This is a genomic window from Streptomyces sp. NPDC050842 (assembly GCF_044456565.1).
Taxonomy (GTDB): domain Bacteria; phylum Actinomycetota; class Actinomycetes; order Streptomycetales; family Streptomycetaceae; genus Streptomyces.
In genome coordinates this window covers 768222-788922 of record NZ_JBITGA010000003.1, presented here as the reverse complement: position 1 = coordinate 788922, position 20701 = coordinate 768222, and the positions used below count along the sequence as shown (strand labels likewise).

21 protein-coding genes are annotated in these 20701 nt (G+C 72.0%); 10 read left to right on the top strand and 11 right to left on the bottom strand.

Translation table 11 applies throughout. The features are described 5' to 3' along the window. Positions 1-31 precede the first annotated feature (31 nt). The 4 genes from ACIBG6_RS12750 to ACIBG6_RS12735 all read right to left on the bottom strand — a co-directional run bounded on the left by ACIBG6_RS12750 (position 32) and on the right by ACIBG6_RS12735 (position 3814). Positions 32-2245, bottom strand: coding sequence for a LamG domain-containing protein (locus tag ACIBG6_RS12750; protein ID WP_399222588.1), 2214 nt, complete (start codon positions 2243-2245; stop codon positions 32-34). Between the two features lie 81 nt (positions 2246-2326). After that, a complete protein-coding gene (locus ACIBG6_RS12745; protein WP_399222587.1) occupies positions 2327-2503 on the bottom strand; it encodes a hypothetical protein in 177 nt (58 codons plus the stop codon). A gap of 230 nt (positions 2504-2733) precedes the next feature. Then, the gene (locus ACIBG6_RS12740) at positions 2734-3006 is read right to left on the bottom strand and encodes a DUF397 domain-containing protein (protein WP_399222586.1); all 273 of its coding nucleotides are present in this window, start codon (positions 3004-3006) and stop codon (positions 2734-2736) included. Next, positions 2975-3814: a Scr1 family TA system antitoxin-like transcriptional regulator gene (locus ACIBG6_RS12735; RefSeq protein WP_399222585.1), complete on the bottom strand. Its 840-nt coding sequence runs from the start codon at positions 3812-3814 to the stop codon at positions 2975-2977. The genes ACIBG6_RS12740 and ACIBG6_RS12735 overlap by 32 nt, the downstream gene beginning before the upstream one ends. 147 nt (positions 3815-3961) lie before the next feature. Here ACIBG6_RS12735 and ACIBG6_RS12730 point away from each other — a divergent pair, with 147 nt between their 5' ends. From ACIBG6_RS12730 to ACIBG6_RS12720, 3 genes are all read left to right on the top strand, one after another. Continuing rightward, positions 3962-4306, top strand: a complete 345-nt coding sequence (locus ACIBG6_RS12730) for an ATP-binding protein (protein ID WP_399222584.1) — start codon at positions 3962-3964, stop codon at positions 4304-4306. Between the two features lie 57 nt (positions 4307-4363). Beyond that, on the top strand, positions 4364-4996 hold the full coding sequence (locus ACIBG6_RS12725) for a class I SAM-dependent methyltransferase (protein WP_384147580.1): 633 nt from the start codon (positions 4364-4366) through the stop codon (positions 4994-4996). 138 nt (positions 4997-5134) lie between these two features. Next, the gene (locus ACIBG6_RS12720; protein WP_399222583.1) at positions 5135-5965 is read left to right on the top strand and encodes a hypothetical protein; all 831 of its coding nucleotides are present in this window, start codon (positions 5135-5137) and stop codon (positions 5963-5965) included. Between the two features lie 130 nt (positions 5966-6095). Here the strand turns inward: ACIBG6_RS12720 and ACIBG6_RS12715 are convergent, their stop codons facing one another. Beyond that, complete coding sequence (locus tag ACIBG6_RS12715) at positions 6096-7091, bottom strand: ArsR/SmtB family transcription factor (protein ID WP_399222582.1); 996 nt, start codon at positions 7089-7091, stop codon at positions 6096-6098. Between the two features lie 67 nt (positions 7092-7158). Between ACIBG6_RS12715 and ACIBG6_RS12710 the strand changes: the two genes are divergently transcribed. From ACIBG6_RS12710 to ACIBG6_RS12700, 3 genes are read left to right on the top strand one after another with little or no spacing between them, the layout of a single operon-like run. Continuing rightward, positions 7159-8067: an aldo/keto reductase gene (locus ACIBG6_RS12710; RefSeq protein WP_399222581.1), complete on the top strand. Its 909-nt coding sequence runs from the start codon at positions 7159-7161 to the stop codon at positions 8065-8067. Positions 8068-8113: 46 nt separating this feature from the next. Then, entirely contained in the window at positions 8114-8662 is a 549-nt protein-coding gene (locus tag ACIBG6_RS12705; RefSeq protein ID WP_399222580.1) for an ArsR/SmtB family transcription factor, read from the top strand. Between the two features lie 17 nt (positions 8663-8679). Further along, the gene (locus ACIBG6_RS12700) at positions 8680-9963 is read left to right on the top strand and encodes an MFS transporter (protein WP_399222698.1); all 1284 of its coding nucleotides are present in this window, start codon (positions 8680-8682) and stop codon (positions 9961-9963) included. Between the two features lie 30 nt (positions 9964-9993). Here ACIBG6_RS12700 and ACIBG6_RS12695 read toward each other — a convergent pair whose 3' ends face one another. Continuing rightward, positions 9994-11460 carry a hypothetical protein gene (locus ACIBG6_RS12695; protein ID WP_399222579.1) on the bottom strand — a complete coding sequence of 489 codons (1467 nt, stop codon included), beginning with the start codon at positions 11458-11460 and terminating at the stop codon, positions 9994-9996. Between the two features lie 646 nt (positions 11461-12106). On the opposite strand from ACIBG6_RS12695, the gene ACIBG6_RS12690 reads away from it, so the two are divergent. From ACIBG6_RS12690 to ACIBG6_RS12680, 3 genes are all read left to right on the top strand, one after another. Then, positions 12107-13045: an N-acetylmuramoyl-L-alanine amidase gene (locus tag ACIBG6_RS12690; RefSeq protein ID WP_399222578.1), complete on the top strand. Its 939-nt coding sequence runs from the start codon at positions 12107-12109 to the stop codon at positions 13043-13045. A 104-nt stretch (positions 13046-13149) separates the two neighbouring features. Then, complete coding sequence (locus tag ACIBG6_RS12685; protein WP_399222577.1) at positions 13150-14037, top strand: DUF5336 domain-containing protein; 888 nt, start codon at positions 13150-13152, stop codon at positions 14035-14037. A 109-nt stretch (positions 14038-14146) separates the two neighbouring features. Then, positions 14147-15181, top strand: coding sequence for an LLM class F420-dependent oxidoreductase (locus ACIBG6_RS12680; RefSeq protein ID WP_399222576.1), 1035 nt, complete (start codon positions 14147-14149; stop codon positions 15179-15181). 2 nt (positions 15182-15183) lie between these two features. Here the strand turns inward: ACIBG6_RS12680 and ACIBG6_RS12675 are convergent, their stop codons facing one another. From ACIBG6_RS12675 to ACIBG6_RS12660, 4 genes are all read right to left on the bottom strand, one after another. Next, on the bottom strand, positions 15184-15729 hold the full coding sequence (locus ACIBG6_RS12675) for a hypothetical protein (protein WP_399222575.1): 546 nt from the start codon (positions 15727-15729) through the stop codon (positions 15184-15186). 110 nt (positions 15730-15839) lie between these two features. Beyond that, positions 15840-16934, bottom strand: a complete 1095-nt coding sequence (locus tag ACIBG6_RS12670; RefSeq protein WP_399222574.1) for a prenyltransferase — start codon at positions 16932-16934, stop codon at positions 15840-15842. Then, a complete protein-coding gene (locus ACIBG6_RS12665) occupies positions 16931-17665 on the bottom strand; it encodes a class I SAM-dependent methyltransferase (RefSeq protein WP_399222573.1) in 735 nt (244 codons plus the stop codon). The genes ACIBG6_RS12670 and ACIBG6_RS12665 overlap by 4 nt, the downstream gene beginning before the upstream one ends. Positions 17666-17738: 73 nt before the next feature. Then, complete coding sequence (locus ACIBG6_RS12660) at positions 17739-19073, bottom strand: glycosyltransferase family 4 protein (protein ID WP_399222572.1); 1335 nt, start codon at positions 19071-19073, stop codon at positions 17739-17741. Positions 19074-19311: 238 nt separating this feature from the next. Between ACIBG6_RS12660 and ACIBG6_RS12655 the strand changes: the two genes are divergently transcribed. Next, positions 19312-19938 carry a TetR family transcriptional regulator gene (locus ACIBG6_RS12655; protein WP_329623747.1) on the top strand — a complete coding sequence of 209 codons (627 nt, stop codon included), beginning with the start codon at positions 19312-19314 and terminating at the stop codon, positions 19936-19938. Positions 19939-20068: 130 nt separating this feature from the next. On the opposite strand, the gene ACIBG6_RS12650 is transcribed toward ACIBG6_RS12655, so the two are convergent. Further along, the gene (locus tag ACIBG6_RS12650) at positions 20069-20587 is read right to left on the bottom strand and encodes a hypothetical protein (RefSeq protein WP_399222571.1); all 519 of its coding nucleotides are present in this window, start codon (positions 20585-20587) and stop codon (positions 20069-20071) included. Positions 20588-20701 lie beyond the last annotated feature (114 nt).

Below are 20701 nucleotides of genomic sequence, written 5' to 3'. Positions count from 1 at the left end.
CAGCCAGTCGGGTCGACCGTCGGATCAGCCGTCAGGCCGCCGGTGTCTTGAAGTGGCAGTTGGCGGAGACGGGCGTGCTGTTGGTGGTCTGGTCCGCCGTGCGGACCCGCCAGCCGTAGCTGTGGCCGGGGGCGAGCGTCGGCACGGTGAGCGAGACGGTGCCCTGGCCCTTGACCGTCGTGGCGCTGCGCGACCCCGGCGTCCCCAGCGTCAGGATCTGCGTCGACGTGGTGTTGTCCCAGAGGGAGAACTCCGCCCAGACGTCCTTCGACGGGTCGGGGTGCCGGACCGTGGCCGTGAGCGTGGGCGTGAGGCTCGCGGCGGTGCCGATGCCCTGCGCCTGGTGGCAGCCCTGAGTGCGCGTCCCGACCTCGCCCGTGAGCTGGATGTTCTCGCCCGTGGGCACGGTCATGCTTCCGGAGTGGTTCGCGATCTGGTCGTCCCGCAGGGCGTAGCCGAAGGCCTCGACGCGCTGGATACGGCCCTTGAAGAACGCGTTCTGGGCGCCGTTCACGAGGTCCCGGCCGACGACGAACGGCCCCTTCGCCTGCCACTGGTCGGCGCTGAGGTGCGCGGCCTCGGCCTTCTTCACACCGTTGACGTACAGCCTGGTCTTCCCGGCCGCCGCGTCGAAGACGCCCGTGACCCTCGTCCACTCCCCCTTGACCGCGCCGGGAGAGATGGCCTGGTCGATGCTCCAGCCGTCGGCGTCCGCCTTGGGCATGCCGAAGCGCCAGGAGTTGTCGGGCGCGTTGTACCAGAGGATCATTCCGCTGATCCTCGATCCGTCCTGAGCCACCACGGCCGACGTACCGGCCGCGGGGTCCACCTTGGCCCAGGCGGAGACGGTGAAGCTCTGGGCGGTGTTGACCACGGGACCGGCCGCGGTCACGGTGTCGTCGCCGTCCAGCGGCAGGGCACCCCCGTGGTCCGCGAGGTCCCAGTCGGTCCCTCCGGTACGTACGCCGCTGTGGGCGCCGGAGCCTCCGACGGCCGCGTCGGCGCTGCCGTCGAGCTTCCAGGAGAGGACCGGTCCGCCCTGGGTGTAGCCGTAGAGCGGGGTGTGGTCGGAGTAGGCCTCGGGGCCGGGGACGCACTTCTTCGCGATGTTCTGGCAGTCCGGCTGAGTGCCGACGAGGTAGTCCGTCCGGTCGCCGTACTCGACCGCCGAGTCGCAGCCGGTGAAGTCACCGGTCGCGAAGAGGTAGTCGATCTTGCTCGACGTGTTCTCGTACGACAGGTACCCCGCGTTCGCGTCGAGCTGCGCGCTCGTCCGGTTGAGCTTCGTCACCTCGTTCGCCGTGTCGCCGGGGAGATAGGAGCGCTGGTCGCACTCCGCCATGAGGCTGTAGAGCGGCTGGATCCTGTCCGCACGGGTGGTGTTGAAGTCACCGCCCACGACCACGGACGGGAACTTCTTCACCACGTCCACGACCTTGTCCATCTGGCCCTTGTAGTAGGCGTCGGCCTGGTCCTGGGTGATGTCGGCGGGCTGCCCCGGCTTCGACTTGGCGTCCTCGTCGAAGTTGGAGATGTGTGTGGTGCACAGGTGGTTCTCCCAGCCGGCCACCTCGACGCAGAGCACGGTCCCGCTGCTCATCGACAGACCGGCGTTGACGGGGGTGTGGAAGTCCGTCTCCGACTTCCAGGTGATCTCCCCCTTGACGGCGATGGCGACGCCCAGCGTCCCCGTCAGGGCATCACCCCGGCAGTTCGAGCCCTCCTGGTCGATGAGCTCGACCGTCGGGCGCTCCGGCTCCTCCGCAAGCTCGTCGGGCCGCGTGACGCCCGCCGACGCGATGCTCCATCCCTCGGGGAGCAGCGCGTCGAGCTCGTCGAGGTGGCTCGTTCCGTAGAGGTCGCCCGGCGTCCTGCCGCCGCAGACCTCCTGGAGCATCACCGCGTTGAGGTTGCGCTTGTTGATGAGATTCACGACGCCCTGCATCTTCGTACGGGGCCCGTCGTAACTGAGGATGGGCTTCCCGTCCGGCTTGTCCAGCCCGGTGTCGGTCGCCTTGCCGTTCCGCCAGGGGCAGTAGCCGGGCGCGGAAGCCCACTCGCCACCGGCCTCACCGCACATGTTCCAGGTCGCCGCGCGCACCGAATCCCGGGTGTACGCGTTCCCCGCCGCGTCACCGGCCGTCGTCGTGACGGCCGCGGCGGGCGTCGCCTGGGCCCCTATGAGGAGCGCGGCGCCCAGGACGGGCGCCGCGGCACGCAGCCACGTGGCTACTCTTCTTCGCATACCAACTCGCCAATGGACATACGGGTGTCCCTCCCCTCCCCCGATCCCACCTTGGGACACGCCAAGACTGCCAAAGCGCGTTCAACGCACGCCAGCGGGCCTGTTCTTGAGGGCGAGGGTGACGCTCGTGACGGTCGCGGCGACGGCCATCACGCCGAAGGCGAGGAGCCCGGGATTGACCCACCACGGGACGATCTCCCTGCCGCCGCACACGAGGCTGACGGGGAGCGCGCTGGTGGAGTCCGGGTAGACCAGCATCCCTGCCTTAAACCAGCACGTGTCCTCAGGGAAGAGGAACGGCATGTACGACAGGCCGTACAAGTGCAGCGCCCCGCCCCCGAGGCAGGCGAGCCCGGCGATCCGGGCGGCCTTGCCGGCTGATGAGCGACGGGGGCGGGAGCGGGGCGGCGGGGGCAGGCGTGCGCCCCGCCGCGCCCGGACCAGCAGAAGGACGGTGAGGACCACCATCCCTATGAGGATCACCACGGTCAGCGGCCGATACGCCCCTCGGCGGCGGCGCTCACGAAGGCCGTGAAGGCGGCGGGGGTGGTGCGGAAGGCGGGGCCTTCGGGGTTCTTGGAGTCGCGGACGGCGATGTGGGCGACGAGGTCGGCGACTTCGACGCAGTCGCCGCCGCTGCTGCCGCTGAACGAGGACTTGCGCCAGGCGGCGGTGCCGAGCGGGGCGCACTCGATGCAGTCGCCGCCATTGGGGCCGCTGTAGGACGACTTACGCCACCGCAGGTCCTGGCTGGTGCCCATACCGCTCCTTCGTCACGCGTCTGATCAGCGCAGCCGAGTCCTCCTGCGAGAGGGCCGTGGCCTGCAACCGAGCGTATCCGACGGACCGCTCCCTGATCGCCTGAGAATTGGCGGTCATATGGCCCGAGTCGTAGCTCTCGGTGTAGAGGATGTCCGGGTCGTCCTCGAAGCGCAGAAGGTTGAAGGAACCCAGCAGTCCCGTGTGCTGCCCTGCCTCGAAGGGAAGCACCTGGACCTGCACCCACGGACGGTCCAGGAAGCTCAACAGGTGGGCGAGTTGGTTTCGCATCACCTCGACGCCGCCGATCGGCCGGTGGAGCGTGCCTTCGTCCAGCACGACACACAACACCGGCGGATGCTCCCGCTCCAGGATGCGCTGGCGTTCCATCCGAGCAGCCACCATCTCGTCGAGCCGCTCCGGGTTGTCGACACTCAGCACGGCCCGCGCGTACGCCTCCGTCTGAAGCAACCCGTAGACCAGTTGGGCCTGGTACGTCGAGATGAACGTCGCCCGCGCCTCCATCTCCGCGTACGGCTGGAACCACGTCGGCAGCTGGCTCTTCAGCACCAGCCCCACAAGGCGCGAGAACACCCCGCCCGTCATCAGCGCCGCGTCGACCCGTTCCGAGAACTGGCGCGTCGGGACCTTCTTCGCCGTCTCTATCTGACCGATGAGCGACGCCGTGCAGTAGAGAATCGCACCCAACTGCGCCTGGCCGAGCTTCGCCTCCTCCCTCAGGCGGCGGAGTTCCGAGCCGTAATAGTCCAGCGGCGAGGCACTCGGATCCAGGTTGCGGATGTTGACCACGGCGAGGTCACCCCCAAGCTCACGCGGTGAGGCGTTGCGTTCAGTCCGTAGCCGAGCGTAACGACACCGCTCCACCCTGGTGGCATGAATCACGCAACTGACCTCTATCCTCCGGCACTTACCTCCAGCTACCGGATGGGGTTCACCGTGGGTGAGCACTCGGCCGGCCACATGCGCAACATCCTGCGCATCTTCCTCACCCGTTGGGAACTCGACCGGCTGTCCGATTCCGGCACGCTCGCGCTCACCGAGCTCGTCGCCAACGTCGTGCGGCACGTGCCCGGCCGGCGGTGCTCCGTTCTCATCCTGCGCGAGCCGCACGGGCTGCGGGTGGAGGTCGCGGACTCCGTCCCCGGGGCCGTGTTCGCGAAGCTCGCCGGGCCGCTGGAGGAGAGCGGGCGGGGGCTCGCGCTCGTCGAGGCGGTGACGGACCGGTGGGGGGTCGACGAGGCGGCCGACGGGAAGACGGTGTGGTTCGAGTGCGACGCGTAGGGCACGGGTAGGGCACGATGGGCGCCCGTACCCGCGTACTCGCCAGTAGGAGACACCATGTCCGTGCCCGCGCCCGAGATCCTTGCCGCCTTCGAGGCCGCGAAGGGCTTCATGCCCGTCGGGGAGGGGCTCGCGCTGTACGAGGCGGCCACGGAGGCAGCGAAGCTCGGGCTGCCGCTGCTTGAGGTCGGGACGTACTGCGGGCGGTCCACGATCCTGCTCGCGGACGTGGCCCGGCAGGCGGGGACGGTCGCGGTGACCGTGGACCATCACCGGGGCAGCGAGGAGCAGCAGCCGGGCTGGGAGTATCACGACCCGACCGTCGTCGACCCGGAGGTGGGGCTCATGGACACGCTCCCCACCTTCCGCCGGACGCTGCACAAGGCAGGGCTTGAGGAGCACGTCGTCGCGGTCGTCGGCCGGTCGCCGCTGGTCGCGAAGGCGTGGGGCGGGCAGCTCGGCCTGGTCTTCATCGACGGCGGGCACACCGACGAGCACGCGACGAACGACTACGAGGGCTGGGCCCCCAAGGTCGCCCCCGGGGGCCTGCTCGTCATCCACGACGTGTTCCCGAACCCGGAGGACGGCGGCCAGGCCCCGTACCGGATCTACCTCCGCGCGCTGGAGTCGGGCGACTTCGACGAGGTCTCGGTCACCGACTCGCTGCGGGTCCTGCGCCGCCGGGGCTGAGCCAGGAGCGGGGGGCGGCACCGGAGCCGTACCGCCGCTGACCGTTCAGGTACTCAAGGCTGCCCTTGCGTACCTGGACCGGCGAGCCGCCCCACGCGTATCCAGGGAGGTCCCGACCCCGTCTCCCAGGAGGCTCTGATGCGCGCCCACGAAACCGCTCGACCCGCGGACCGGACCACGTCCGGCCGCGTACCCGCCCGCACCCGCGCGCCCGCCGGCGCGGGCACGGCCGCCGGGGCCACGTCCCCTCAGGCGCTCCTGGCCTTGCAGGGCACGGCGGGCAACGCCGCCGTGGTCCAGCTGCTCCGGCAGGCGGGCCGGCCCCAGGCGCAGGAACAGCACCAGCACGGCGCCGGATGCGGCCACCAGCACACGGAACAGCCTCAGGTGCAGCGGGTCCCGGCGGACGAGAGCCGCTCCCGTAGGCAGGCGGCGATCAACTCCCCGTTCTCCCACACACCGCGCTCCGAGCGGCTCCAGCAGCAGGGCGGCTACACGCGCGGGCAGGACCGTGAGCCGCCCGTTCCGGTGCAGGACGACCAGGGCCGCGCCCTCTGGAACGGGACGAGAAGGAACCTGAACTTCAGAGAGGAGGACATCACCGCGACGCTGAGGAGGACCCCGAGTCAGACCAACGCCTCCGGTGCGCAGACCTACGCGTGCACGAATTGCGGAACGTACCTGCCGCAGCAGCGGGACGCGGGCCCGAGGCAGCCGCACATCCAGGTGGACCACATCAATCCGATCCTCCGGTACGTCTACGACCACACCGACACCCAGCGGTGGACCGTGGGGGACCGGACGGCGGAAGGGATGCTCCTCGCGGACGCGCAGGCGGCGGCCAGGGATCAGCGGAACCTTCGCGCCCTGTGCAACAGCTGCAACGCGGGCCGGAACTCGACCGTCAGCAGCAGGGACATGGACACGAGCAACCCGACCCGCTGGATACGACCGAACATGTACGGCTGAGAGACTCCGGACCCACCGGACACGCCGACGGCCGCCCCCTCGGAAGGTGACGGCCGCCGGGGTGCGACCCGGGCGTGGGCGGGGGCTCGGTGGTCGGCCCCGGAACCCTTCGAGGGTCGGCCGCCGAGTGTCAGGTGGATGCGGCGTTGAGGAGGGTTTCGCCCGCGGTGGTGCGGGCGTAGAGGACGGAGCGGCCGGCGCGGTGGGCGCTGACCAGGCCCGCGTTGCGCAGCGCGGTGAGGTACTGGGAGACCCCGGACGGGGAGAGCCCGGTGCGGTGGGCCAGGTGTGTGGTGGAGGCCGGGGTCTCCAGTTCGGTCAGCAGCAGGGCCCGCGAGCGGCCGACCACGGCGGCGAGGGCGTCGCCCCGGGTGGCGCGCCGCGTCTCCCACAGCGCGCCGACACCGCGCGCCTGATAGGCGAGTTGCGGTGGATCCGGCGGTGTCGTACGGGTGCGCAGCGCCGGTCCGGTGAAGGCCGAGGGGATCAGCAGCAGTCCCGTGCCTGCCGTTTCACGGGTCAGCGGCTGCTTTCGGCGGGCCATCCGCAGTCCGCCCGCGTCCCAGCTCACCGAGGTGTGCAGGTCGTCGAAGAGGCGGCCCGCGCCGTGCTCGGCGACCATGCGGGCCCGGTAGAGGACGTCGGCCTCCAGCACCGCCCGGATCCGCGCCCAGTACGGGGCGAGCGCCACTTCCCAGAACGCTTCGAGTTCGTCCGTGACCTTCGCCAGGCGGGTCTGCGGGTCGGCGCGCAGCATCCGCAGCCGGGGGCCGAGGCCGCCCTGGTGGCGGGCCAGGTGATCGAGGTCCTGGCGCACCCGCTCGGCGGGCGCGGCCCGTATCGCCCGCCACTCCGCCTCCGGTGCGGGAGCGGGTCCGGCGGGTGCCGGGTTGAGGAAGTCGGGGACGTAGCCGGTGGGCGGGATCAGCTCGGCGAGCCAGCCGCGGTCCAGTCCGGCGGCCACCAAGCGCGGCCTGACCTGGTCGGCCCAGGGCCGGTGGACCGGATGTGCGGCGTGGGACCGCAGCAGCCGGAAGCCGGGCGCCACCTCCCACATCGGGGAGACGGCGAACCGTACCTGCGCCAGATCGCTCGCCGAGAACGACAGCTCCGCCAGGGTGACCACTCCTCGATGGATTCAAGCATGTGTGAATCAATGGCCGCCGATCCTATCGGGCGCAGATCATCCCGCCATGACCTCACAGACAATCGACGCGGCGGCAGCGGGCGCCTGGACGCTCGGCGACCGCACGGTCAACCGGATCGGTTTCGGCGCGATGCGCCTGCCCCAGACCGGCGAGGCGTTCGCGGCCGATGCCGTGGCACGCGACCGTGACCACGCGACAGGGGTGCTGCGCCGCGCGGTCGAACTCGGCGTGAACCACATCGACACCGCCGCGTTCTACTTCTCGCCCCTGCGCAGTGCCAACGAGCTGATCAACCGGGCACTGGCCCCCTACCCGGACGACCTCGTCATCGCCACCAAGGTCGGGCCCGGTCGCGACCCTTCGGGTCGGTGGCTGCCGCACGCCACCCCCGAGCAGCTGCGCGGCCAGGTCGAGGAGAACCTGCGCCAGCTCGGCCGCGACCACCTCGACGTGGTGAACCTGCGCATCGTCGGCACCGACTCGATCGCCGAACGCTTCGGCGCACTCGCCGAACTGCGCGGGGCCGGACTCATCCGTCACCTGGGCCTGTCCAACGTCCGCCCCCACCACCTCGCCGAGGCCCAGGCCATCGCGCCCGTGGTCTGTGTGCAGAACATGTACGGAATCGGGGCATCGCCCGAGCAGAGACAGTTCGTGGACCTCTGCGGTGGACAAGGCATCGCGTTCGTGCCGTTCTACTCGATCGCCGGCACCGGACGCACGGCCGGCGCGACCACGGACGACAGCGACGAGATCCTCGCCGTCGCCCGCGCCCACGGGGTCGGCACGGCCCGGATCCGGCTGGCCTGGACCCTGCACCAGGGCCCTCACGTCCTGGCCATCCCCGGTACCGGCGACCCCGGTCACCTCGCCGAGAACGTGGCCGCCGGCTCCCTGCGCCTGTCCGAGGACGAACTCACCGCCCTGAACTCCCTTCGCCACGACACGGCGTGAACGAAACCCCTTGACCAATGGTCAAGAAACGTTGACCATTGGGCGCATGCCTTCCGATGATCTTCCCGAGACGTTTCACGTCACCACTGACGAGCAGCTACGCGCCGTCTCCAATCTCACGCGCCACCGGATCATGGCCGTGCTCCGCTTCGAGCCGGCGACGATCACGCAGATCGCCGCGCGGGTGGGCCTGGCGAAGGGGAGCTCCAGCTATCACGTGCGACTGCTGGAGCGGGCCGGCCTGGTGAAGGTGGTGCGGACGCGGAAGGTGCGGGGCGTCACCGAGCGGTACTACGCGATGGCCGCGCGGTCGATCGAGCTGCCGGATCCGGGGGCGGGGCAGCCGGATGTGCTGATGCGGAACGCGGTGGCGGACCTGGAAGCGGCGCCGGTGGACGCCGAGCGGCACGTGGGGATGGCGCATCTGCGGCTCACCGAAGAGCAGTTCACGGAGTTGGGGACTCGGCTGCAGGCACTGGCGGAGGAGTACCGGGAGCTGTCCGATCCGTCACTGCCGGACGTGTCGCTCGTCTTCGCGCTGTTCCGGCCGGCGCAGCCCACGCAGACCGAGCAGACCGAGGGGGACTCCAAGTGAAGCCGATTACCGAGAAGTTGCCGTCCGGGTTCGGACGACTGTGGACCGCGCAGACGGTGTCCTCGCTCGGTGACGGGGTGACGCATGCCGCGCTGCCGCTGCTCGCGCTGACGTTGACGCGGGATCCGATGGCACTCGCCGTCGTCACGGCCGCCGGGACGCTGCCGTGGCTGCTCTTCGGGGTGCTCGGCGGTGCGCTGGTGGACCGCTGGGACCGCCGGCGCACGATGTGGGTCGCGGACGCGGCACGGGCGGTGCTGCTCGCGATACCGGCAGCGGCGGCCGTGCTCGACGTGCTGAGCATTCCGCTGCTCGCGGCCGTCGCCTTCCTGCTCGGCCTCGGCGGGCTCTTCTTCGACACGGCCGCCACGGCCTATCTGCCGGATCTGCTCGGCCGCGACCCCGCGCTCCTGGAGCGCGCCAACTCCCGCCTGCGCGGCGCCCAGACGGCCGCGTCCGGCTTCGCCGGGCCACCCGCGGGCAGTGCGCTGCTCGCGCTCGGGCGGGCGGTACCGCTGCTCGCCGACGCGGTGTCGTTCGCGGTCTCCGCACTGCTCGTACGGTCGCTGCCCGCCTCGCCCCGGCCGGTACCGGAGGCCCGCGAGTCGCTGCTTCGGCAGGCACGGGCCGGGGCCGCCTACGTCTTCCGGGACCGGTTGCTGCTCGGGCTCGCGCTCCGTCCGGCGGTCGGGAACATCGCCTTCCTCGCCGTGGAGACCGTGCTCGCCCTCTTCGCGCGCGACCATCTCGGCATCGGCACCTTCGGTTTCGGCCTGCTCCTCACGGCGGAGGCCACCGGCGGCCTGCTCGGCGCGGGCATCGCCTCCTTCCTCGGCCGACGACTCGGCACCGGCACCGCGCTGACCTGCACGGCCGCGGTCGAGGGACTCGCCATCCTGGGGCTTGCCGCCGCCCCGAATCCTTATGCGGCCGGGCTCGCGCTCGCCGTCTGCGGGGCGGGCATGGGCGCCACGATGGTGCTCGCGCCCTCCCTCCGGCAGGCGATCGTCCCGGCCCACCTGATGGGCCGGGTCGCCTCCACCTCCCGCATGCTCTCCATGTGCGCCGCCCCCTTCGGCGCCTTCCTCGGCGGCTGGCTGGCCACCACGTACGACGTGCGCACCCCGCTCTACACCGCCGCCGGCCTCCTCCTCGCCATGACCGCCATCACGGCGAACATGACCAGCAACCGCCGGGTCGAGGCGGCACTGCGCGGCACAGCTCCGGCAGGCGGCCGAGGCCGCCCCGGATCCGCGGACCCCGTTCGGGCCGGTGCACCCGAATCCGGTGGAACCGCCTGACCGCCCCGAAGGGGTGCCGGAGCCGACCGCTCAGAACCTCGACGTCACGTACAGGCAGTTGGTGTAGCTGTAGCCCGGTTCGATCTTGATCTTGCTCGTCTTGGTGTCCTCGGTCGCCGTCAGGCTTCCGCCCCGCTTCTGGAGGAAGTGGTAGTCACCGGCGGGCAGCAGCAGGGTCGACTTCGGGTACTTCGAGGCAGGCCCGGTGCAGGCCTTGATCTTCTTGCCCTGGGAGAGGATCGGGCCCGGGTACTTGGTGCAGGTCGTGCAGTTCTTGAGCGTGACCTTGCCGGTCATCGGACCGGTGTAGAGCAGCTCGACCTCGCCCGGTCCGTCGTTGCTCACGACCAGGATCATCCGGGAGCCGCCGGGAACCTCCGACGGCGGCAGCTTGTTGCCGGCCGCCGGCTCCTCCTCGGCGATCTCGGCCGCGATGGCGATGGAGCGGGCGTGCTCGGCCTGCGGGCTGTCCGGGTACGCCTTGGCGTACTCGGTCATCGTCTTGGCCGCGTCGTCGAAGTCCTTGTCCTTGAACTGGTCGGTCCCGCAGGCGAAGTCGCCCCGCTGGACTCCTTCCTTGGCCTCGGTCGTGACGCCGTCGAGGGAGGGATCCGTCATGTCGCTGAGGGACGTCCGGAGGGTGCGCAGCTCGACGGTCGCGGCGCAGGGGTCGTTGCCGCTGTCGAGTGCGGTCGTACGGGTCTTGACCGCCGCCCGGATCGCCGGCTCGACGCGGGTGGCGTGGGACGACTTCGGGAAGGTGCTCAGGAGCTCGTTGAGGCTCTGGGCGGCGGTCGGCGTGGCGGTCGCCACCCCGAGCGCGGCCGTCCCGCACTCGTAGAGCGAGTGGGCCAGCGGCTCGTCGGTCTTGGCGGGCCGGGCGCCCAGGAGGTCCTTGTCGACGGTGCCCGCGAGGCCCCGCAGGTGCTTGAGCGGGGCGATGGCCTCGCAGTACGTCTCCTTCTCGTACGGGGAGGAGACCGTCTCGTAGTACGCGTCGAGGCGCGCGGGGACGAGCTTCCCGGCCCGCGAGCCCGTGTGCTTCGTGCCGAGGTCCTCGTACGCGTCGAGCGCCTTGGCGAGGATCGGCTCGGCCTTGTCGAAGGCCAGACCGTCGGCCGACTTCACCTGGGCGTCCGCCGCGGAGAGCCGGTCGAGCAGGGCCTGCTCGCGCGCCTCGTCACGGGCCGCCCCGTAGGCGAGCGAGCCGCCCGCGGGGACGGCGAGCAGCACGACGGCGAGCGGGAGCGCCAGGCGCCGGAAGGAGGCGCCGAGGCTGAGGGTCGCGCGCAGTCCGCGCCGGGCCCCGTCGGCGGCGACGGCGAGCAGGAAGACGCCGTAGCCGATGAGGAGACCCGAGGGCACGCCGTCGACGTCGGCGGGCAGCGCCATCACGAGCAGGGCCACTGTGGCGGCCCAGCAGAGCGCGGCACCGATCCAGTTGCGCAGGAAGACGTAGCCGAGGCCCAGGCAGGAGAGGTTGAGCAGGCCGATCATGGCGGCCTGCGCCGGGTTCGCCTCGCCGCGCGGCCCGGGGCCGGGGGGCGGGCCGTACCCCGGGGGTGCGGCCGGCGGCGGCGGCAGCGTCCCCGAGCCGGCCCAGCCGGGCGCGGTCGCGGGGCCGGTCCCTGGCGTGGGTCCGTATCCCTGCCCGGCACCGGCGCCGGCGCCGGGCGGCGGGCCGAATCCGGGCGCCGGGGCTCCCGGGGCGGAGGCGCTCGAAGCGCCCGGACCGCCGGGCGCCGGACCACCGGGCGCCGGACCGCCGGGCGGCGGACCGCCGGGCGCCGGACCACCGGGCGGCGGGGCCTCCCAGGGCGCCGGAGCGCCGAAGCCCCCACTCGTACCGCCACCACCGGCACCGGCACCGCTCCGGGCGTCAGGCGTGCCCTGGCCCTGCGGCGGTCTGTTTAACGATCCGTCTCCCGGAATGCGGTCGGACGGCTCGGGACGTGCGTCGTTCGGTTCTTCCCCCACCACGGTTCCCCCTCGTGGGTCCATGCGCGGTGACACCCCACCGTCGCCTCTGGACACCTACCCTTCACTGTCTCCGCACACGCGTCCACGGTTCTGCGAAGCCGGTGACCAAGCTGCGACCTACCCACTACCGTGATTCGCCCCGCGCAGGGCCTAAAGTCGCGGGGTGCCGTACGACCACCGGAAGACCGCCCCCCGTACCCTCGCCCTCGCGCTGGCCCTCACGGGCTGCTGCGCCGCGCTAGCCGGCTGCGGAGCCTCCCAGGCATCCGAGGCCTCCCCGACGGCCGGGAAGGGCGGGACGCAGACCCCGCCGCCCGCCGTCACCGCGACGCCCGACGCCTCCTCCTCCGCGCCCGCGGACGGACAGCCGAGCAGAACCCCGCCCCCGGCCTCCTCCACGCCGCAGGGCAGCCGCTCCCTCGCCGGCCGGACCGTCGTCGTCGACCCCGGCCACAACCCCGGGAACTTCCGGCACTCCCGGGAGATCAACGCGAAGGTGGACATCGGCACGGGCCGCAAGGAGTGCGACACCACCGGCACCTCCACGAACGGCACCGCGACGAAGGCCGCCTACACCGAAGCCGCCTTCACCCTGGACGTCTCCCACCGGCTGCGGGACCTCCTCACCGCGCGCGGCGCGAAGGTGGTGTTCACCCACGACGCGGACCGCCCCTGGGGCCCCTGCATCGACGAGCGGGCCGAGATCGGCAACGAGGCCGCCGCCGACGCCGTCGTCTCCGTCCACGCGGACGGCTCGGCCGTCGGCAACCGCGGCTTCCATGTGATCCTCCCGGCCCGGGTGAGCTCCGGCGCGGCCGACACGGCCCCGATCGTGGGGCCTTCCCGTGAACTCGGCGAGAACATCGCGGACCGGTTCGCGCGCGCGACGGGTACCGCCCCCGCCAACTACCTCGGCTCGGGGACGGGGTTGGACGTCCGCAAGGATCTCGGCGGGCTGAATCTCTCAACCGTCCCCAAGGTCTTCGTCGAATGCGGCAATATGCGTGATCCGAAGGATGCCGAGCTGCTGACGTCCGCGGCATGGCGGCAGAAGGCGGCCCAGGGCATCGCGGACGGCATCGCCACCTACCTCAACGGGTAGAACCGGCGAGCGATAGATTCGCTCCGTAATATGGGGCCGCCCCCGTGCCACGACCTTGAGCGCCACCCCGACGCGACGACGACGACCCGACGAAGGACTCTTACGTGAATATCCGCTCCCTCACCCGAGGCGATGGCGTGCTGATCGGTGCAGCGGTGGTGCTGTTCATCGCTTCTTTCCTGGACATCTCCGGCTGTGACGCCGCCCCGGCCATCTGCGACCAGGTGCCGTCCACGAACTCCTGGGAGGCCTCGCCCCTCGGCTGGGGCGCCTTCTTCCTCGGCTTCGCCGGCGCCGCGCTGGTCGTCACCTCCCGAGCCCTGCCGCAGCAGCGCAAGGTGGCCGGCCTGGAGCTGGGCCAGGTCGGTGCCGGCTTCACCATCGCCTCCGCGTGGACCCTGCTCATGTGGATCTTCGAGGCGAACAACGCCGGTGCCGGCCTCATCCTCGGCCTGATCGCCTCGCTCGTGGTCGCCGGTGCCGCCGTCGCCGGTCCGCTGGTGCCGGCCCTCAAGGCCCCGCTCGTCAGCGCGCCGCGCCCGCAGACCCCGCAGCCGTACGGCATGCAGCCCGGCCAGCCGGGTCAGCCGGGCGTCCCCGGTGGCTACGGCTACCCGGGTGCGCAGCAGCAGTTCAGCGGCCCGCAGGACCCGTCGCACGGTGCGGGCCAGCAGTTCGGCGCGCAGGGCGCCCCGCAGCAGCACGCTCCCCAGCCGCACGCCCCGCAGCAGCCGGAGCCGCAGGCCGCCCAGGCTCCGGCCCCGCAGCCGCAGGCCGCGGCGCAGCCGTCCTCGGACTTCGCGCCGTTCTGGTTCGCGGTCCCGGTCGCCCGCGCGCTGTACGCGGAGGACGGGTCGCAGGCGCCGATCGCCGAGCTGGCCCCCGGTACCTGGTACCTGGCGGTCGAGCAGCGCGGTCCGGCCCTGGTGGCCCAGACGCAGGACGGCCGCCGCGGCGTCCTCCAGGACACCACGGGCATCCAGCGCGGCTGACTGACCGTACGACCCGACGGCCCCTCGTCCGGAATCCCTTCCGGGCGGGGGGCCGTTGGCGTACAGTCCCGGGAACTGAACTGACGGATCGTCAGAAAGGTTGCTCGTCATGCGCCTCGGACTCGCCCTCGGCTACTGGGGTCGCGGCCCCTCACCCGCCCACCTGGACCTCGCCCGCGAGGCCGAGCGGCTCGGGTACGACTCCGTGTGGACGGCGGAGGCCTGGGGCTCCGACGCGTTCACCGCGCTGACCTGGATCGCCGCGCACACCTCGCGCATCCGGCTCGGGACCGCCGTCGCGCAGATGGCCGCCCGCACCCCGACCGCGACCGCGATGCACGCGCTGACGCTCGACCACCTGTCCGGCGGGCGCGTGATGCTGGGGCTGGGCCTGTCCGGGCCGCAGGTCGTCGAGGGCTGGTACGGCCGCCCCTTCCCCCGCTCACCCCTCACGGCGACCCGCGAGTACGTGGACGTGATCCGTCAGGTCCTGCGCCGCGAGGCCCCCGTACGGCTCGACGGACGGCACCACTCCCACCCGTACACCGGCGAGGACGGCACCGGCCTCGGCAAGGCCCTCAAGCCGATCACCCACCCGCTCCGGCCGGACCTCCCGATCCTCCTGGGCGCCGAGGGCCCCAAGAACATCGCGCAGACCCTCACCATCGCGGACGGCTGGCTGCCCCTCTACTGGTCCCCCGAGCGCTGGGCCGACGTCTACGCGCTCCCGGACCGCCTCCCCGAGGCCCGTGAGGGTACGAACCAACGTAACTTCCTCGTCGCCCCGATGGTCCGCGCGCAGGTCTGCGAGGACGTGGCGGCCGGGCTGCTGCCCGTCAAGGCGATGCTCGGCTTCTACATCGGCGGCATGGGGCACGCCGCCCGCAACTTCCACGCCGACCTCATGGGGCGGATGGGGTACGCGAAGGAGGCCGGCCGCATCCAGGAGTTGTTCGCGGCGGGGCGGCGTGAGGAGGCGGTGCTCGCCGTACCTGACGGATTCGCCGACGAGATCTCGCTCGTCGGCCCCCGGGAGCGGATCGCCGAGCGCCTCGACGCATGGCGGCGGGGCCCGGTGACGGACCTGCTGGTCACCTCACCGGACCCCGCCACGCTCCGCGTACTGGCGGAGCTCAACTCGTAGCATCAGCCGCCCAGTTGCGACGTGCTGGGCACCTTCTCGACCACCACCGCGCCGGCACTCTGGCCCGCGTCCTTGACGCTGTTGATGACGGACTCGAAGGCGCCGACGTCCGCGGCGCCGACCTCGCCCTTGCGGAGCTTCGTCCCGAGTTCCTTGAGCGACTCGATCCCGGCCGTGAGCGGCGCGACCGCCTTCGAGAGCAGCGGGTCGCCCTTGGCGTTGTTCACCGCCGCCTTGAGCCGGTTGTACGTGAACGCGCCCGCGAGACCCGCCTTCACGAGGGCGAAGGTCCGCCCGTCCGCGCCCTTCGCGAACTTGCCCGCGCGGTACGGCTTCACGATCCACTGGTACGTGGCCCCGGCGGCGAGGCCCGCGTTGGCCACGAACCGGGTCTTCGCCAGCTTCTGCTGCTCGAAGGTGCTGGTACTCGTGGGCGTCGCCGCGCTGCTCGCGCTCTGCGTGTCGTCGCCGCCGCACGCGGCGGTGGTCAGCAGCAGGACGCAGGACAGCAGCAGCGCGACGACACCGCGCGAAGGGCTTCTGGGCACGACGGGACCTCCCTGGGACCGATGGCGCCAGCCTCACCCCGGCCCCCGGCGTCCGCCACCCGGGCGACTCCGTACGGGTCCCGCGACCCCTCCTAGCCGGACCGGCCCGGTCAGGCCGCCCCGCAGCAGTCCGGTTCGAGGCCGGCGGGGAGGCGCTCGCCGCCGAAGACGGCGACCGTGGCCTCCTCGCCGCCGAGGGCCGCCACCGCGAGCAGCAGCGAGCCGGCGGTCCAGGCCGTCTGCTCCTCCGGCCACATGGCCTTGTCGCTTTCCGTGTCGCCCTCGAAGACGTACCCGGTCCAGTACATGCCGTTCCCCGCGCGCAGGTGCCGGATGTCCTGGAGGATCGTGAGGGCCCGGTCGGATTCGCCCATCGCCCAGAGGGTGAGGGCGAGTTCGCAGGACTCGCCGCCCGTGACCCACGGGTTCGGGATCACGCAGCGGACGCCGAGGCCGGGCACGACGAACGCGTCCCAGTCGGCGTCGATCCGGGCCAGCGCGTCCGGTCCGGTGATCGCGCCGCCGAGGACCGGGTAGTACCAGTCCATCGAGTAGCGGGACTTGTCGAGGAAGCGCTCGGGGTGCCGGCGGATCGCGTGGCCGAGCGCGCCCGTCGCCAGCTCCCAGTCGGGCTGCGGCTCTTCGCGGACCTCGGCGATGGCGAGGGCGCAGCGCAGCGCCTGGTGGATGGAGGACGAGCCGGTGAGGAGCGCGTCGCCCACGGGCTCGCCGGAGGGCTCGCGCTTCCAGCCGATCTGGCCGCCGGGCTGCTGGAGTCCGAGGACGAACTCGACGGCCGCGTAGACGACGGGCCACATCCGGTCGAGGAAGGCGTCGTCGCCGGTGGACAGGTAGTGGTGCCAGACGCCGACCGCGATGTACGCGACGAAGTTGGACTCCCGGCTCGGGTCGGTGACGTCGTCCGGGTCGCCGTCCTGGTAGGCCGCGTACCAGGAGCCGTCCGTGTTCTGGTGGCGGGCGAGCCACTCGTAGGCGCGGGCCGCGGCGGCGTGTTCGCCGGCCGCGTCGAGGGCCATGGCCGCCTCGGTGTGGTCCCACGGGTCGAGGTGGTGGCCCCGGAACCACGGTATGGCCCCGTCCTCGCGCTGGACGGCGAGTATCCCGGTGACGGTCTCGGCGGCCTGCTCGGCCGTGAGCACTCCGGGCAGCACGAGGTGCTCGGCGATCCGCTCGGGAGAGGTCACTTGGTGTCGGCCTTCGGGTGGTGCGGCTTGGTCGCGTAGGCCACGAAGCTCTTGCCCACGACCGGGTTGAGCAGCTGCTCGGTGACCCGGGTCAGGGCGGGCTTCTTCATGATGTCCCAGACCAGGAGCTTGTGGTACGCGCGGACCGGCAGGGCCTTGTCGTTGTCGACGCCGAAGGCGCACTTCAGCCACCAGTACGGCGCGTGCAGGGCGTGCGCGTGGTGGGTGCCGTACGGCTTGAGGCCGGCCTGCCGGATCCTGTCGAGGAGCTCGTCGGCCTTGTAGATGCGGATGTGGCCGCCCTCGACCTCGTGGTACGCGTCGGAGAGCGCCCAGCAGATCTTCTCGGGGCCGTAGCGGGGCACGGTGATCGCGATCCGGCCGCCCGGCTTGAGGACGCGGACCATCTCGGCGAGCACGCCCTTGTCGTCCGGGATGTGCTCCATGACCTCGGAGATGATGACGACGTCGAAGGACTCGTCGGGGAAGGGCAGGTTGAGGGCGTCGCCCTCCATCGCGGTGGCGGTCGCCCCTGCGGGGGCCTCCCCGGCCTCCTTCATCGCCGCGAACCACTTGGCGACCTCGCGGATCTCCTCGCCGTTCTGGTCGAGGGCCACGACCTGGGCGCCGCGCCGGTAGCACTCGAAGGCGTGCCGGCCCGCACCGCAGCCCAGGTCGAGCACGCGGTCGCCGGGGGCGAGCGGGAAGCGGGTGAAGTCGACGGTCAGCACGAGGGCCTGCCTTCGCGGTCGGGACGGGGGTGGTGCGTGTGCGTGTGGTGCGGATGGTGCGCGAGCGGGGTGGTCACCTGCGGACGCCCTGACGGGCGCCCTGCCTGGCGACGGCCTCGCGGTACAGCTCGGCCGTGCCCTGGGCCGCGCGGGCCCAGGTGAAGCGCTCCAGGACCCGTTCCCGGCCCGCGGCGCCGAGGCGGGCCCGCAGCTCCGGGTCACCCAGCACCCGGCCCAGCGCGGCGGCCAGCGCCCCCGCGTCGCCCGGCGGCACCGCGAGGCAGGTCTCGCCGTCGGCTCCGGCGACCTCGGGGATCGCGCCGCCGGTGGTGGCGACGAGCGCCGTCCCGGTGGCCATGGCCTCGGCGGCGGGCAGCGAGAAGCCCTCGTACAGCGAGGGCACGCAGGAGACCTGGGCGGAGCGCACGAGGTCGACGAGCTCGGCGTCGCTGATGCCCTTGACGAACTCGACGGCACCGGCCAGCCCGTACCGCTCGATGGCCTGGGCGACGGGGCCGTCCTCGGCGCGCTTGCCGACGACGACGAGGTGGGCGTCCGGGTTCTCGGTGCGGAGCTTGGCGAGCGCCTCGATGAGGTGGACGAGGCCCTTGAGGGGGACGTCGGCGCTGGAGGTGGTGACGATCCGTCCGGGGACCTCGGCGACGGCCGCGTCCGGGGACCAGAGCGTGGTGTCGGCGCCGATGTGGACGACCCGGATGCGGTCCTCGCGTACGCCGAGGTGCTCGACGATCTCGTCGCGGGAGGTGCCGGAGACGGTGAGGACGGACGGCATCCGGCGGGCGACCCGCTTCTGCATGCGCGTGAAGGCGTACCACCGGCGGACGGAGGCGCGGCGCTTCCAGTCGGCGGCGGCGTCGAGTTCGAGCTGCCGGTCGACGGTGATGGGGTGGTGGATCGTGGTGACGAGCGGCGCGCCGAGGGCCCGGGGGCCGCCGAGGAGGCCGTAGCCGAGGGTCTGGTTGTCGTGGACGACGTCGAAGTCGCCGCGGCGGGCGGCGAGCATGCGCCGGGCCCGCAGGGAGAAGGTGAGCGGCTCGGGGAAGCCGCCGGTCCACATGGTGGCGACTTCGAGGCCGTCGATCCAGTCCCGGTACTCGTCGCGCTTCGGCGTACGGAAGGGGTCCGGCGAGCGGTAGAGGTCGAGGCTGGCGATCTCGGTGAGCGGCACGCCGTCGTCCAGCGTGGGGTACGGCTGGGAGCCGACGACCTCGACGGTGTGGCCGAGGCGGGCGAGCTCACGGGAGAGGTGGCGGACGTAGACGCCCTGGCCGCCGCAGAAGGGGTTCCCCTTGTACGTGAGGAGAGCGATCCGCAACGGACCGTCACCGTCCGCGGTGGCGCCCTGCCGGGGGCTTGCCGGGCTTGCCTCTATGGCTTCCGCGGTCATGCGCGACCCCCTTCGAGCGTGTTTCGCCGGAGCGTAACCGCTCGCGCTAATCTAGAACAAGTTACAGACTTGATCGTTCTCGATCTTCTTGCATGATCTTCCTGATCGCTCAAGGAGGACAGAATCTACCGGCAGGTAGCTCCCTGGTGAGAGCCGGAACAGGTGATTCGCGCCACGACGGCCGGACCGCGATACTGTCGCTCCCCACCTCCGCTCCCACCGCACGGAACGGGAACCCATGACCGCAGACAACAGGGCGGACCTCGGCCCTTCGGCGCCGGCCCTCACGGAGCGCCAGGAGGCGCGGCGGCGCCGCATCCTGGACGCCAGCGCGCAGCTCGCGGCGCGGGGCGGCTTCGACGCCGTACAGATGCGGGAGGTCGCCGAGGCGGCCGGGGTGGCCCTCGGCACGCTGTACCGCTACTTCCCGTCCAAGATCCATCTGCTGGTCGCGACGATGCAGGACCAGCTCCAGCACATGCACACCACGCTGCGGAAGCGTCCGCCCGCGGGCGCCGACCCGGCGGAGCGGGTCGCGGAGACCCTCATGCGGGCCTTCCGGGCGCTCCAGCGGGAACCCCAGCTCGCCGACGCGATGGTGCGGGCGCTGACCTTCGCGGACCGCGGGGTGAGCCCCGAGGTCGACACGGTCTCGCGGCTGACGACCGCGATCATCCTGGACGCGATGGGGGCGGAGCACCCGAGCCCGCAGCAGCTGTCGGCGGTGCGGGTGATCGAGCACACCTGGCACTCGGCGCTGATCACGTGGCTGTCCGGGCGCGCCTCGATCGCGCAGGTGAAGATCGACATCGAGACGGTCTGCCGGCTGATCGACCTGACGGCGCCGGGCGCGCCGGAGCGGTGACGGCCCCGGACGCGGGCAGGGGCACGGCCGAACCGAGCGCGACACCCGTCCGTGCCCCGATCCGTCGGGGGTACGGACGGATCGAGGGACGGGCGGACGGGCGGACGGACGCCAGGAGCACTGACGGACGTCAGGAGGACTGACGGGCCTTCTCGTTGTCGGCCGCGATCTTCGCGGCGCACTCCGGACCGCTGTCGGCGGCGACGAACATCACGAGCTTCACCGGGCCCTGGGCGTGGTTGCTGGCCTGGAGCGTCCAGCCGCTCTTCTCCAGGGACTTGATGACGGAGCCGTTCATCTCGTTGCTCCGCAGCTCCTTCCAGCCGCCGCCGGTCAGGGCCGTGATCGTGCCCGCGTAGGACTTCACCGGGTCCGCGGCCTTCTCGGCGTCGGCCGTCCAGGTGACCATGCAGTCCTTGAGTTCCGGCGCGACGTCCTCGCCCGAGGCGTCCTGCGCGAAGCCGGCCCCGGTCGCCGCGGCCTCGATCTCCTTGGTGACCGCGGCACCGTCCAGCTTGCCGCCGCCCGAACCGCCGGAGCCCGAACCACCCGCGCTCGTACCGCCCGTGACGGACGCGCCGCCCTTGTCGGAACCGCCCTCGCCACCGCAACCAGCGACCAGCAGCACCACACCGGCGGCCGCGGCCACCCACTTCCCCTTGCGCACAACACTCCCGAAATACGTGCGCACGAAGGCCCCTTGCCCCCGTGACCAAGGGCCTAGTTTTGCACAAGGGAACGACAGCGCGCCGTACTCCGGGCC